Annotated in this window: 18 protein-coding genes and 2 tRNA genes; 8 read left to right on the forward strand and 12 right to left on the reverse strand. The window is 58.9% G+C overall.

The genetic code is table 11. The features are described 5' to 3' along the window. Positions 1 to 3 precede the first annotated feature (3 nt). Positions 4 to 1,014 (forward strand): Ldh family oxidoreductase, encoded by a 1,011-nt coding sequence (locus tag ACR0AZ_RS00555; RefSeq protein ID WP_480468979.1) that lies wholly within the window; start codon positions 4 to 6, stop codon positions 1,012 to 1,014. Positions 1,015 to 1,086: 72 nt separating this feature from the next. Here the strand turns inward: ACR0AZ_RS00555 and ACR0AZ_RS00560 are convergent, their stop codons facing one another. The 9 genes from ACR0AZ_RS00560 to ACR0AZ_RS00600 all read right to left on the reverse strand — a co-directional run bounded on the left by ACR0AZ_RS00560 (position 1,087) and on the right by ACR0AZ_RS00600 (position 6,891). Then, entirely contained in the window at positions 1,087 to 1,680 is a 594-nt protein-coding gene (locus tag ACR0AZ_RS00560) for a GNAT family N-acetyltransferase (protein WP_480666520.1), read from the reverse strand. Next, entirely contained in the window at positions 1,673 to 2,071 is a 399-nt protein-coding gene (locus ACR0AZ_RS00565; RefSeq protein WP_480656966.1) for a ketosteroid isomerase-related protein, read from the reverse strand. Before ACR0AZ_RS00565 ends, ACR0AZ_RS00560 begins: the two co-directional genes overlap by 8 nt. Positions 2,072 to 2,073: 2 nt before the next feature. Then, the gene (locus ACR0AZ_RS00570; protein WP_480468982.1) at positions 2,074 to 2,526 is read right to left on the reverse strand and encodes an arsenate-mycothiol transferase ArsC; all 453 of its coding nucleotides are present in this window, start codon (positions 2,524 to 2,526) and stop codon (positions 2,074 to 2,076) included. A gap of 3 nt (positions 2,527 to 2,529) precedes the next feature. Further along, complete coding sequence (locus tag ACR0AZ_RS00575) at positions 2,530 to 3,009, reverse strand: UPF0262 family protein (protein WP_480468983.1); 480 nt, start codon at positions 3,007 to 3,009, stop codon at positions 2,530 to 2,532. 98 nt (positions 3,010 to 3,107) lie between these two features. Continuing rightward, positions 3,108 to 4,409: a histidinol dehydrogenase gene (gene hisD / locus ACR0AZ_RS00580; RefSeq protein ID WP_480666521.1), complete on the reverse strand. Its 1,302-nt coding sequence runs from the start codon at positions 4,407 to 4,409 to the stop codon at positions 3,108 to 3,110. 60 nt (positions 4,410 to 4,469) lie between these two features. Next, the gene (locus ACR0AZ_RS00585; protein ID WP_480468985.1) at positions 4,470 to 4,991 is read right to left on the reverse strand and encodes a GNAT family N-acetyltransferase; all 522 of its coding nucleotides are present in this window, start codon (positions 4,989 to 4,991) and stop codon (positions 4,470 to 4,472) included. Then, positions 4,988 to 5,464 carry a DUF2948 family protein gene (locus tag ACR0AZ_RS00590; RefSeq protein WP_480468986.1) on the reverse strand — a complete coding sequence of 159 codons (477 nt, stop codon included), beginning with the start codon at positions 5,462 to 5,464 and terminating at the stop codon, positions 4,988 to 4,990. The genes ACR0AZ_RS00585 and ACR0AZ_RS00590 overlap by 4 nt, the downstream gene beginning before the upstream one ends. Beyond that, on the reverse strand, positions 5,461 to 6,729 hold the full coding sequence (gene murA, locus ACR0AZ_RS00595) for a UDP-N-acetylglucosamine 1-carboxyvinyltransferase (protein WP_480656970.1): 1,269 nt from the start codon (positions 6,727 to 6,729) through the stop codon (positions 5,461 to 5,463). Before murA ends, ACR0AZ_RS00590 begins: the two co-directional genes overlap by 4 nt. Positions 6,730 to 6,735: 6 nt before the next feature. Continuing rightward, positions 6,736 to 6,891 (reverse strand): hypothetical protein, encoded by a 156-nt coding sequence (locus ACR0AZ_RS00600; protein ID WP_480468988.1) that lies wholly within the window; start codon positions 6,889 to 6,891, stop codon positions 6,736 to 6,738. Positions 6,892 to 6,974: 83 nt separating this feature from the next. Between ACR0AZ_RS00600 and ACR0AZ_RS00605 the strand changes: the two genes are divergently transcribed. The 7 genes from ACR0AZ_RS00605 to ACR0AZ_RS00635 all read left to right on the forward strand — a co-directional run bounded on the left by ACR0AZ_RS00605 (position 6,975) and on the right by ACR0AZ_RS00635 (position 10,578). Next, a tRNA-Thr gene (locus ACR0AZ_RS00605) sits at positions 6,975 to 7,049 on the forward strand. A 398-nt stretch (positions 7,050 to 7,447) separates the two neighbouring features. Next, positions 7,448 to 8,323, forward strand: a complete 876-nt coding sequence (locus ACR0AZ_RS00610; protein ID WP_480468989.1) for a carbon-nitrogen hydrolase family protein — start codon at positions 7,448 to 7,450, stop codon at positions 8,321 to 8,323. A gap of 91 nt (positions 8,324 to 8,414) precedes the next feature. After that, a complete protein-coding gene (gene infA / locus ACR0AZ_RS00615) occupies positions 8,415 to 8,633 on the forward strand; it encodes a translation initiation factor IF-1 (protein WP_005978431.1) in 219 nt (72 codons plus the stop codon). Positions 8,634 to 8,644: 11 nt separating this feature from the next. Continuing rightward, positions 8,645 to 9,226, forward strand: coding sequence for a Maf family protein (locus ACR0AZ_RS00620; RefSeq protein ID WP_480468990.1), 582 nt, complete (start codon positions 8,645 to 8,647; stop codon positions 9,224 to 9,226). Beyond that, entirely contained in the window at positions 9,223 to 10,245 is a 1,023-nt protein-coding gene (locus tag ACR0AZ_RS00625; RefSeq protein WP_480468991.1) for a ribonuclease E/G, read from the forward strand. Before ACR0AZ_RS00620 ends, ACR0AZ_RS00625 begins: the two co-directional genes overlap by 4 nt. Continuing rightward, on the forward strand, positions 10,242 to 10,424 hold the full coding sequence (locus ACR0AZ_RS00630; protein WP_480468992.1) for a DNA gyrase inhibitor YacG: 183 nt from the start codon (positions 10,242 to 10,244) through the stop codon (positions 10,422 to 10,424). The genes ACR0AZ_RS00625 and ACR0AZ_RS00630 overlap by 4 nt, the downstream gene beginning before the upstream one ends. Positions 10,425 to 10,503: 79 nt before the next feature. Beyond that, positions 10,504 to 10,578: transfer RNA gene (locus ACR0AZ_RS00635), tRNA-Phe, on the forward strand. A gap of 31 nt (positions 10,579 to 10,609) precedes the next feature. Here ACR0AZ_RS00635 and ACR0AZ_RS00640 read toward each other — a convergent pair. The 3 genes from ACR0AZ_RS00640 to ACR0AZ_RS00650 form a co-directional block, all read right to left on the reverse strand. Next, the gene (locus ACR0AZ_RS00640) at positions 10,610 to 11,530 is read right to left on the reverse strand and encodes a tyrosine-type recombinase/integrase (RefSeq protein ID WP_480666523.1); all 921 of its coding nucleotides are present in this window, start codon (positions 11,528 to 11,530) and stop codon (positions 10,610 to 10,612) included. Next, positions 11,430 to 11,846, reverse strand: a complete 417-nt coding sequence (locus ACR0AZ_RS00645; protein ID WP_480666524.1) for a carbonic anhydrase family protein — start codon at positions 11,844 to 11,846, stop codon at positions 11,430 to 11,432. The genes ACR0AZ_RS00640 and ACR0AZ_RS00645 overlap by 101 nt, the downstream gene beginning before the upstream one ends. 98 nt (positions 11,847 to 11,944) lie before the next feature. Further along, positions 11,945 to 12,268 (reverse strand): transposase, encoded by a 324-nt coding sequence (locus ACR0AZ_RS00650; protein WP_480666525.1) that lies wholly within the window; start codon positions 12,266 to 12,268, stop codon positions 11,945 to 11,947. Between the last annotated feature and the right edge of the window lie 299 nt (positions 12,269 to 12,567).

Raw genomic sequence — 12,567 nt, forward strand, 5'->3', positions numbered from 1 at the left:
GACATGATCGAAACCCGTACCCTCACCCTTGCTGAAATCGAGGATTTGTCTTTCCGCGCATTGGTGGCTGCGGGCACCAGCCCCGAGAACGCCCGGCCCCTGGCTGTTGCAACCGCAGCGACCGAGGCGGACGGGGTGGCAAGCCATGGCTTGGCCTATATCCCGATCTACGCCGAGCATGTTCAGTGTGGCAAGGTGGATGGGCAAGCCACGCCTCAACTGTCCCAGCCGCGCCCCGGCGTGGTGACGGTTGATGCAGCGACCGGGTTCGCCCATGCAGCGATTGACAAAGGTTTCGAGGCGCTGATCCCTGCGGCGCGCGCGCAAGGCGTCGCGGTTCTGGCGATCCGCAACAGTTATAATTGCGGCGTTCTGGGCTATCACACCTTCCGGTTGGCACAGTCGGGCCTTGTGGGGCTTGGCTTCACCAATGCACCTGCCTCTATCGCTCCGTCCGGCGGCGCCAAGCCCGTGGTCGGGACCAACCCATTCTCAATCGCGGTCCCCGGAAACGATGGCCAACCCGCCCTGCTGATCGACCAAAGCGCCAGCACCATCGCCAAAAGCGAAGTCATGAAGCATGCGCGCGAAGGCAAACCGATCCCGATTGGCTGGGCGCTGGATGCCGATGGCAATCCGACAACCGATCCGAATGTGGGGCTCAAAGGCTCCATGGCACCATCGGGTGGCTATAAAGGCGTGGGCGTGGCCCTTCTGACCGAGATTCTGGCTGCCGCGCTGACAGGGGCGACGCTGGGTATCCACGCCTCACCCTTTTCGGGAACGGCGGGCGGCCCACCCAAGACAGGGCAGTTCTTCATTGCTATCGACCCAGACGCAACCGCATCCGGCGGTTTCCCGGAAGGTATCGCGCAACTCGTGTCTGCCATTCACACCCAAGAAGGCGCGCATTTGCCCGGAGACGGCCGCCGAAGCTGCCGCGAAACAGCCGCGCAACACGGCGTCGCCGTCAACACCGCTACGCTGTCCAAGATCGAAGCGCTGCTGGGCTAGGTCTGTTCAGGGCACTAGCATAGCATGGGGTGGTGAGATTACGGCAAGTGGGCGGCTTACGCCCACCAACCGTCACAAATCCCGCATCCAGAACTGTAGCGGCTTTTGGCTTTCGCTGTCCTCGCCCACATCCTTCCAGGCGAACTGCGCGACCACCCCGGGCAGAGGCGCGTAGCCTCGGGCGCGCCAGAATGTATTCAGCGGGCGGTAGCCATCAGGCCGCATCGGGTGATCAGCGGGACGTTGCACGCTGCAGAAGGCGCATTTGGTGAAACCCAAAGCACGGGCATGCGCCTCGCGCTGATCAAAGAACTTATGCCCGACACCCTGCCCCCTGTAGGCGGGCAACAACACGGATTCAGCACAATAGAAGATCTCGGAAAGGATCAGATCCGTGTTTGCGAAGGCGGCGGCGAAATCGTCGGCGTGATCGGTCAGCGGGGCACCGGTTGAGGCACCCACCAGCCGGTCGCCATCAAAAGCGCCGACAACGATGGCCTTGTCGCTGTCGCGGTAGGATTGCAGATATTCGCGCTCATAGGCCAGATCACCGTCGTAGAGATAGGGCCAGACCCGGAATACCTCGATCCGCAGACGGGCAACGTCGTCCAGCGCAGCCCCGAGCGCCGCTCCGGTCAGGGGGCGTACATCGGTGATTTCAGCCATTCGAGACCTGTTTGGTCCAATCGGCAAGATTGTAGAAGGTGGTCACGCGGGTAATCTTATCATTTTGAAGATCAAAGAACGAACCCGCCGGAAGGCGATAGGTCTGACCATGCGCGTCGGGCAGGCCCTCATCGGTTTCCAGATAGGTGCCGTTAACGATGAATTCGGCGGCAGCGCGTGTGCCGCCTTCGGCCTCGAAAATCACGATATCAGTCAGATTCTCGCGATAGCAGCGGTTCATATGGGCGCAGAAGGCGGCAAATTTCTCTTTGCCCACGCGAATCTGGCCCTCGTTCACGTGATGGGCCACATCATCGGACAGGCAGGCCAGCATGCCGTCCACATCACCGGCGTTGAAGGCGTCGAAATAGGTTTTCACGGTCAGGTTCATGGTCACTCCGTCGGTTCGCCCCAGCGGTCTTTCAGATGCGAAACGATCTGATCGCGGGTTTGTCGGTAGTGGTGTAGCTTGGCTTCCCGTGTCTCTCCCATCCCGGTAGGGTCCATAATTGGCCAATAATCGACATCGAGGTGAAAAATCCGCGTCAGTTCCAACGCCCGGCGCTGGCTGGCCGGGGACAGCGCGACGATCAGGTCGAACGAACTCAAATCGTCCCCCCATTCCTCCATCTCGTCGAAGGATCGTGTGCGATGGCGGGACAGCTCGACGCCGATCTCCTGGCAGACCGCGATGCAGAACCCATCGATATCCAGATCGCTGTGCACTCCGGCAGACTGTACGTATGTACCTGTGCCGTAGAATTTCTTCATGATGCCTTCAGCCATGGGCGACCGGACCGAATTGTGGTCGCAACAGAACAGGATGGACTGCGGCAGCGGCGTCACCCGTTAGCCTCCGAAATGCAGCACGCAGATCAGCGTGAAGAGGCGGCGGGCAGTATCGGTATCGACCTCGGCTTTGCCCTCCAGTCGCTCCTGCAACACGCGGCTGCCTTCGTTGTGAATGCCGCGCCGGGCCATGTCGATGGTTTCGATCTGGCTGGGCGGCAGGTTCTTCACCGCGTTAAAATAGCTTTCGCAGATCTGGAAGTAATCCTTGACTACCTGCCGGAACGGGCCGAGCGACAGGTGAAATTCGGCCGCCTTCTCACTGGCTTCGGTTTCGATGTCGAAGACCAGCCGTTTGTCGCGGATCGACAGCTGCACATGGTAAGGTCCGTCCGGGATCGCCCGGTCGTCACGCGCTGGAAGGGTGAATGAGTTCTCCTCAAGCAGATCATAGATGGCGACCTTGCGCTCCTGCTCGATCTCGGGGGTCGGCGGAGGCAGGTTTCGGTCATCCAGTTCGATATGCGAGATACGGGTCATCTTAACGGTCACAATCCTTACGTCTGCACAGACCTATAACAACGAATTTCAATGGGCAACGCACAGAAGCGCCATGCGTGCCGGGTCTTTGCGTCACTTCAGTCATTCAGCCGGTTCAGGCGCGCGGAAACGGACAGGCCATGCGCTTCGAGGCTTTCGGATCGCGCAAGCGTTTCCGCCGTCGGGCCGATGGCGCGCAGGGCCTCGGGCGTCATCTGGCTGAGCGTGGTGCGTTTGAGGAAATCCATGACGCTGAGGCCGGACGAAAAGCGCGCCGAACGCGCGGTAGGCAGCACGTGATTGGGGCCGCCGACATAATCGCCAATGGCCTCGGGCGTGTACTGACCGAGGAAGATAGCGCCTGCGTGGATGGTTTGCTGGCTCAGCGCTACCGGATCGGCCACGCAGAGTTCCAGATGTTCGGGCGCGATACGGTTGGACAGCGCGGCTGCCTCGTCCAGATCGCGCACGGTGATCACGGCGCCATAGTCGCGCCAGCTGGCCCCGGCGATGGCGCGGCGTTCCAGGGTTTCGAGGCGTTTGTCGACCGCCTGCGCAACGGCCTGACCAAAGCCCGCGTCGTCCGTGATCAGAATGGACTGGGCGCTTTCGTCATGTTCGGCCTGGCTGAGCAGGTCCAGCGCGATCCAGTCGGGCTCGTTGTCCTTATCGGCGATCACTAGAATCTCTGACGGCCCCGCGATCATGTCGATGCCAACCTTACCGAATACTCGGCGTTTGGCGGCGGCGACAAAGGCATTGCCCGGCCCGGTGATCTTGTCGACCGGCGCAATCGTATCGGTGCCATAAGCCAGCGCGGCCACCGCTTGCGCGCCGCCGATGCGATAGATCTCATCCACGCCCGACAGCTGCGCTGCCAGCAGGACCAGCGGGTTCGCCTGACCGTCAGGTGTTGGCACAACGATGGCCAGCCGCTCGACCCCCGCCACCTTCGCCGGGATCGCGTTCATCAGAACCGACGATGGGTAAGACGCCAATCCGCCCGGCACATAGAGCCCCGCAGCCGACACCGCCGACCAGCGCCAGCCTAGCGTAGCGCCAGACTCATCGGTCCACCGATGATCCTCAGGCATCTGCTTTTCGTGATAGGCCCGGATGCGCGCGGCAGCCAGTTCAAGTGCAGCGCGGTCCTCGGGCGTAACCTGTGCAACAGCCTCGGCAATCTCTTCGGCAGAGAAGGCCATGGTCTCGGGCGTCAGCTCCAACCGATCGAATTTGGCGGTCAGTTCGATCACCGCCGCATCGCCACGGGTCCGCACATCATCGATGATCTGCGCCACGACCGCATCCACATCGGGGCTGTCCTCACGCTTGGCGGACAACAGCGCCTGAAACGCGGGCTCGAAATCGGCGGAGGTCGTGTCGAGGAAAACGGGCATATAAGGGACTCCGAAAGCGTTCCCACGGGTCTTATCGCCGAGACCGGGCGGCCTCAACCCTTAGCCCAAGGGGTGCAGCGATTTGCGCATCGGGAATTGCGGGATGCCGTGCCACTCGGTTGGGCCACCATCATCCTGCCAACCCTGCTTGCGATAGAACGCATGGGCGGTTTTGGTTGCCTGCAAGTGTGCCTCGGTACAGCCTTGCGCATGCAGTTCATTCTCCAAACGGCACAACAGCGCCGTGCCGAGTCCGCAACCGGAACAATCGGGATCGACATAGAGCAGCGATATCTCACCCTCTGCTCGCAACCCGCCAACAGCTGCGATCCCATCCCCCCTGGTCGCGACCCATAGAGAGGCGCCGGCCTCGATCCAGCCCCGGACCGAGGCCGGGTCCTTGTTGGCGATCCACAGAGCAAGCTTTTCGGGGTCACCCAGATTATCCGCCTGACACAGATTGCGGATCGAACGGATCAGGGTGCGACTGATATCGAACACATCAAACACGGTTGCCCGCCGCACTGCAGTGCCTTGCGGCGGGTTCGGGAAGGCCTGCGCTATGCCGCGTTTGTTGTTCACTCGGGGTGATGAGGGGCGTGGCCGGACGGTGCCTTGTAGGGGCGCGTGACATCTTTCAGCGTGGCATCAATGGCCTCGACCGACAGGCGGATCGCGCCATCGCCCGCCAGCGTCAGCAGGATTTGCCCTGCGCCATCTTCCGACGGTTCGAATTCGACCGACAACAGCGACAGGATCATGTCCTTGTCGCTGCGGTCGATGCCTTGACTGGCCACCGACAGAACCGAGCCGAACATCAAAACGGCCTGCACCCGCTCAAACGCACGACCGCGCCGGGCGGCGGCATCCTTGTCTTCCCAGCGAAAGCGATTGAGCAGCAGCGCAAAGCGGCGCTGGCTGGGTTGCCATGTCATCTCGGTGACCGGGAAAATCGCGTCCTGTGTCAGGGTCGCGATGACCTTCAGGTCATCCTCATCCTCGGCCCCAAGGTTCAGTGGTGCCTCGCGGCCGTCTTTGAAACTCGCGTCTGTCATTGACCCTTAATCCGTTCGATCTTTGCGCCCACGCCTTCCAGCTTGCGCACCACATGCTCATATCCGCGATCCAGATGATAGACCCGGCTGACCACCGTCTCACCTTCCGCCGCCAGACCGGCAAGGATCAACGAGACCGAAGCCCGCAGATCCGTCGCCATGACCGGCGCGCCTTTCAAACGCTCAACCCCGGTCACGGTGGCGGTGCCGCCATGCACCTCGATATTCGCACCCATGCGCACCAGTTCGGGCGCATGCATAAAGCGATTCTCGAAAATACGCTCTTCAAGAACGGACACACCTTCGGCAGTGCACATCAATGCCATCATCTGCGCTTGCAGATCGGTCGGGAAACCGGGGAACGGTTCGGTGACCACATCGACCGAGGTCACACGCCCGTTCTTGCGGGACACTTTCAACCCGTTGTTGGTCTCAGAGACGCTGATCCCCGCCGCATCCAACTTGGCCGCAAAGCTTTCGACCAGCGACATGCGCCCGCCCAGCAATTCGACCTCGCCCCCGCAGATGGCCGGGGCCAGCATATACGTTCCAAGTTCGATCCGGTCGGTCACCACCTGATGGGTCGCGCCATGCAGCCGGTCGACGCCTTGAATCTCAATGGTCGAGCTGCCTTCGCCCGAAATCTGAGCCCCCATCTTGCGCAGGCATTCGACCAGATCGACAATCTCGGGCTCGCGCGCGGCGTTCTTCAGCACTGTGGTGCCTTTGGCCAGTGTGGCCGCCATGACGATGTTCTCGGTGGCACCCACGGAGGCAAAGCGCATCTCATGCACCGCGCCTTTCAGACCGCCCGGGGCCTTGGCGTGCAGATACCCGTCTTTCAGCTCGATCTCGGCCCCCAACGCCTCAAGACCTTCGACATGCAGATCCATCGGTCGCGCGCCGATAGCGCAGCCGCCGGGTAGCGAGACAACAGCCTGCCCCAGCCGCGCCAGCATTGGTCCCAACACCAAATTCGAGGCACGCATCTTGCGCACAATTTCATAATCCGCTGTGTGGCTGATCAAGTCATGGCTGGACATCGCCAGCACCTGACCATCCTGCAGCGACGAGACCTCGGCCCCCAGCGATTGCAGCAGCGCGGTCATCGTCTTGATGTCGCTTAGACGCGGCGCATTGGTCAGCGTCAGCGGTTCTTCGCTGAGAAGCGTCGCGGGCATCAGCGTCAGGCACGCATTCTTGGCCCCCGCAATCGGGATCTGCCCGTTCAGCGGGCCGTTGCCCGTTACCAGAATCGAATCCATCTGCTCTTATCCCTCGTCCTTGCCGGCCTTGTCCTCGGATGCCGCCCGCGCCTTGGCCTGCGCCTTGCGCCGCGCCATATTCGCCTTGAGCGCCGCCTTCAGCCGCTCCTCGCGTGCATCACCGGGTTTGCCGTGTTTTTTGGGTGAATTTTTGTCTGCCATTGCCTTTCTCTACAGGAGTGGAAAAAAACCGTCCAGACACCCTTGCGCCGCGTTTCGTTTGAGTCTAATCACCCGCCCACGGCGCTGCTGTAGCTCAGAGGTAGAGCACTCCCTTGGTAAGGGAGAGGTCGAGAGTTCAATTCTCTCCAGCAGCACCATCTCTCCATTCTGACCGTTAAAATTCTTCAACACCTTGAAGAAAAAGGCAGTTTTTATAGTTTCTCGCGCACGATTCCCATCGTGTTGCATCGGCTCTTCAAGGGTCAAATTGAGCGTGGTTTGCACGGCGATATGACCGCTATTTTCATATATACCCCAATGCCTTGAGGGGCATCCCGAGGTAAATACAAAACTTTCCTCAAACCTGACGGTGTTCGGACGTCACCCTTCCGCCTTTGCGACGAGTTCCAAGTTTTTGTTGCCGATCTTGGCTTCTGCCGCGTTGAGCGCTGTCTGTTCTTTCGGACTCGACTATCTAAGGCATTGCAACTGGCCTATACAGCCACCGAATGCGCACCTTAATGTAGCGCGAAATAAACCGTTAAGGATTTCGGGCATGAAAGTCGCAACCGCTGCATATGATCTCGACTGGTTCGACAGCTGGGCGCAGTACGAAGACAAGCTGAATCGTTGGGTGTCCGAGGCCGCGAGGCAGGGGGCCGGGCTGCTGGTCTTTCCCGAATACGGCGCGATGGAGCTTTCGACGCTTGATGGTGCAGCTGCAGCTGGCGATCTGGAACGCTCGATCCGGGCGGTTTCCGACCGCATGGAAGATGTACAACACATACATCAGCGCCTCGCGAAAGAGTACAACACATACATTCTGGGTGCCTCGGCCCCTGTTGTGGATGGACCGGGCCGACCGGTGAATCGGGCCACGCTCTATGCGCCCGACGGTGGCGTTGACCATCAGGACAAGCAGATCATGACCCGGTTCGAACGTGATGCCTGGGACATCGCGCCGGGCGGTCCGCTGAAGCTCTTTGATACGGCTTTGGGAAAGATCGGCGTGCTGATCTGTTATGACAGTGAGTTCCCATTGCTGGGTCGCGCCCTGCAGGATGCCGACCTGATCCTGGTACCATCCTGCACTGAGGCCCTATCAGGATATTGGCGTGTACGCATTGGTGCGATGTCAAGAGCACTTGAAAATCAATGCGTTACAGTTATGTCGTCACTTGTCGGCAACAATGAGTGGTCTGAAGCCGTGGATATGAACACCGGCATGGGCGGTGTTTTTGGCCCGCCCGACAAAGGCTTCCCGCAAACCGGTGTTCTGGCCGAGGGGGTCCTGAACCAGCCGGGATGGACCTATGCCGATGTCGATCTGGGCGCAATCGCTGCTGTCCGCGCTGATGGTCATGTGCTCAATCGTGCTCATTGGGTCGAACAGGGTCCCAGAGTCGATTCAGTCACAATATCACCCCTTTAGGTGATTCCGCCCTTGAAATAAGGCCGAAATAAGCTCATTTAAGCGCACACCCTCGCAGATTCTGCGAGTGCAACTTAGATGTGGAGACAACATGGCCAAGGAAGATACGCTCGAATTTCCCGGTGTCGTGAAGGAACTCCTGCCTAATGCGACGTTTCGGGTCGAGCTGGAAAACGGCCATGAGATCATCGCACATACGGCAGGCAAGATGCGCAAGAACCGCATCCGTGTTCTGGCTGGCGACAAGGTTCAGGTCGAGATGACCCCGTATGATCTGACCAAGGGTCGGATCAACTACCGCTTTAAATAACGCTTCGCCCAATGGCGTTTATCCTCGGATCGGGCAGCCCAAGGCGGCTGGACCTGCTGGCGCAGCTTGGTGTTCATCCTGATGCGATACACCCTCCTGAGATCGACGAAACGCCTTTGAAAGGCGAGTTGCCGCTTCCCTATTGCAGTCGCATCACGCGCGAAAAAGTGCAGGCGGTTCAGGCGGATAGCGGTGATGTCACCCTTTGCGCGGATACCACCGTTGCATTGGGCCGCCGTATTCTGGGCAAGCCTGAAAATGCAGGGCAGGCCGCCGAATTCCTGCATGCGTTGTCCGGCAGACGCCATCGTGTGATCACTTCGGTTGCCGTACGCCGCGGTGAGAAAATTCTGCAACGCGACGTGGTTTCACAGGTCAAGGTAAAGCGCCTCTCGGACACAGAGATCAACGCTTATCTGTCGACGGGGGACTGGCAAGGCAAGGCCGGCGCTTATGCCATCCAAGGCCCCGCCGGAGCGTTCATCCCATGGATTTCTGGTTCGTTCACCGGCATCGTGGGCTTACCTCTGGCCGAGACTGCCTCGCTTTTGCAAGGCATCGGTTACCCCTTGTATCGTGGTGAGGTGTCATGAAAGGCCGCACAATCGTTCTGGACCATATCGAAGGCCGCGAAGCCGCCGCACTCATGATGGATGGCGCACTTGAGGACTTTCTGATTACCGGAGAGGCACCTCCTCCGGGCACCATCTATCGTGCGCGCGCCGAGCGCCCGGTCAAAGGGCAGGGCGGCATGTTTCTGACCACCCCCGACGGCCCCGCTTTTCTGCGGCAGGTCAAGGGGTTGGCTCCGGGGGCGTTGCTGCTGGTCCAGATCAGTGGTTACGCCGAGCCGGGTAAGGCGATACCGGTTACCAACCGCGTTCTGTTCAAAAGCCGCTTCGCCATTGTCACGCCCGATGCACCCGGCCTCAATATCTCGCGCAGCATCCGCGACGAAGACGAGCGAGACCGCTTGCTGGAAATCGCGCACGAGCAGATGGAGGACAGCCCGCATGGCCTGATCCTGAGGTCTTGCTGCGCCGGGGCGGAAAGCGACGAGATCGCGGAAGACATCGCTGCGATGCGTCTCCAGGCCGAACAGGTTCTGAACGACCCGGGCGACCAGCCTGAAACCCTCAGCGAGGGTGATGGCCCGCATATTCTCGCCTGGCGCGACTGGACTGACCCAGCCGAGGTCGTCACCGCCCCGGGTGGTTTCGAGGATCACGGCGTGCTGGATGCGCTGGACGTCGCGCGCGGCATCTCCGAACCTCTTGCGGGTGGCGGGCACCTCTATATCCAGCCCACGCGGGCACTGGTCGCGGTTGATGTTAATACCGGGTCGGACAGTTCGCTGGCGGCAGGAACCAAAGCCAACTTCGCCTGCGCCAAATCACTGCCTCGGGTGCTGAGAGTGCGCGGGCTTGGCGGACAAATCACGCTGGATCTCGCCCCAATGCCCAAGAAAGACCGCCGTGGGTTCGAGGCCGCCTTGCGCGCTGCCTTCAAAACCGATCCCGACGAGACCATTCTGGCCGGCTGGACCCCGCTTGGTCATTATGAATTGCAACGCAAACGTGCTCGCGTTCCGCTGACTGAGGTGCTGAAATGAGTTGCCCGATCTGCGGCGAAGATTCCGTCCACAGCTTCCGCCCCTTCTGTTCAAAACGCTGCGCGGATCTTGATCTGGCCAAATGGCTGAACGGGTCATACTCTGTTCCTTCACAGCGCGAAGAGGATGCGGATCCTGACGTTTCAGACGATGATCAAGGACAACCGCGTCAACATTGAAAAAATGTCAAAAAGCCTCTGGACACTCCCGATGGCAAATCATAGAACGCCTCCACCCAACGGTAAGTTCCGTTCCCGTGCCCGGGTAGCTCAGGGGTAGAGCAGTGGATTGAAAATCCTCGTGTCGGTGGTTCGATTCCGCCCCCGGGCACCACTTAAATGCATGAAATTGCTTGATTTATATTTCATTCCTTAATTCCCTTCTTGTTCAGTTTGACGTTAATTGGCTGGGGTTTGACAGTCTTTGAGCGCTTCTCGTTTTCTTTTTCAAGAGTCGCCACAGTCTCGCGATTTTTGTCTGCAAGGTTCGCCGACCGTGAATAGTGCCGCGCCATTGATGGGGTTTTTTGCCCAAGAAGATCCGCAATGCGCCGTTCGTCTAGTCCTGCTTCGCGTAGGGTTGTTGCCACGGTATGGCGTAGACCTTTGAGCGTAAGGCCCGGAGCAACCAGCCCTTCTTTCTCCAAGTCGCTCTTGAAACGGTGCCACACAGTCGAGAACCCATTGTACGTCCAGGCTTCGCCTCGGGAACTGCAAAGAACAGTTTCGGCTTCATGTTCTGGGATGCTCTTTAGAGCTAACTGCAAAGTTGGACTCACCGGAATTGCAATTTCCTCGCCTGTCTTTCCGCGTAAGCCCCAAATCGTTTCGCCATCGATTTGGTCCTTACGCAATTTCAGCGCGTCGGATGGGTCTAGGCCTGTATTCATCATCAACGTCAAGGCAACCTGCACGTGCGGTTTTGCGTGAAACAGAACTATGTTTCGCTCATCCATGCTCCAAGGGCGGTTGGCATAGGCTTGATCGCGTGGGCGACGCTTCGGAATCACATCCTTGGCATAGTTAGCGTCAATCAGACCTTTGGGGATATTGTGGCGAAAGACTTCACTCAGAAGTGTCCTTACCATGTTGGCACGTCGCCAACCGATCTTCTTAGCGGCCTTGTCGTGAATTCCGGCAACTAAAGGAGTGTCGATTACGTGAATTGGTGTGTTCTTGATTGGCTCAAGGAAGGCGGCGCATTTTAGGTAATCGCCGCGTGTGGCGTCGGCAAGATTCTGATAGTGTTCCGTGTCGAAGTAATTCCTTATCAACTGTGCAAGCAACGTGCCATGTGATTATTTCAAAGCATCCCGGCGTGGTCAAAGAGCCCTTGTATCTATAACCAGCAGGGTGGCCAGGTATCAGATTTTCCGGGGACATCACAATTTCTGGTATCACGAATTGCCCCTTGGCTGGGACGTGGTCTAGCAAGCTTTCCATTTCAACATTCGCCGCGCCGTTCTCTACTAGCACTGCAATTACGAGCAAATCGCCGTCGTCGGATTGGTGCACGAAATGGATTTCCGCATAGCTCTTGGCCAGATGGATCACGGCCAATCGAAGAGCATCATCGTTCTTCTCTTCGGCCTGGTATTGCATGGAGCTGCGTGTAAGGCCGACCACCTTGCAGGTGCGGCGCTCTGATGTGCCGAGCTTCTGGCGAGCATGAATGACGGCCTGACGAAGTTGGCTCGTCGTCAGGCCCTCGGTTTTAGGTAGGTCAGACTTTCCTTGAGGATCAGCTTGTCCAGCTCCAGTTCGGCCACAATCTTCTTCAGCCGGGTATTTTCTTTCTCCAGGCTGCGCAACTCCGACAGTTGCGACTTGCCCATGCCACCGAACCGACGCCGCCAATTGTAGTAGGTCGCATCGCTGACACCGACACCACGACAGGCCGTCCGAACATCCTCGCCATCTGCCAGCTTCAGTTCAATCTCACGCAACAGCTTCAGAATGTCTTCGTCTGAGTAATGCTTCCGCGCCGTCTCTTGTCCCCCTTCTCGGCCAAAGTAGTGGCCCAATTTTAGGGGGAAAAGACGTACGACTTTGTTCTAAGTTTTTGTGACCAATCATTACGCAATGAGGCGCATCCGTCCAATGACGCTCTGGTTCCCGTCGGTTATTGGAGTGTGTTCTCACGCGATGGCGGTTACCGGTCTCATTTTGGGTATCCTGAAGCCGTGGGAGCTTTCGTGGTTGCACTTGTTCGGTCTGCGTATCCACGGCTCACCGCCATTGAAACACAAGAACGAATTATCAGGACTACCCGGAAGTTACCTGACCACAATGTTCCACAGTTAGATGCACTCGCTGCAATTGT

It is taken from the genome of Ruegeria sp. BE3 (assembly GCF_056538865.1).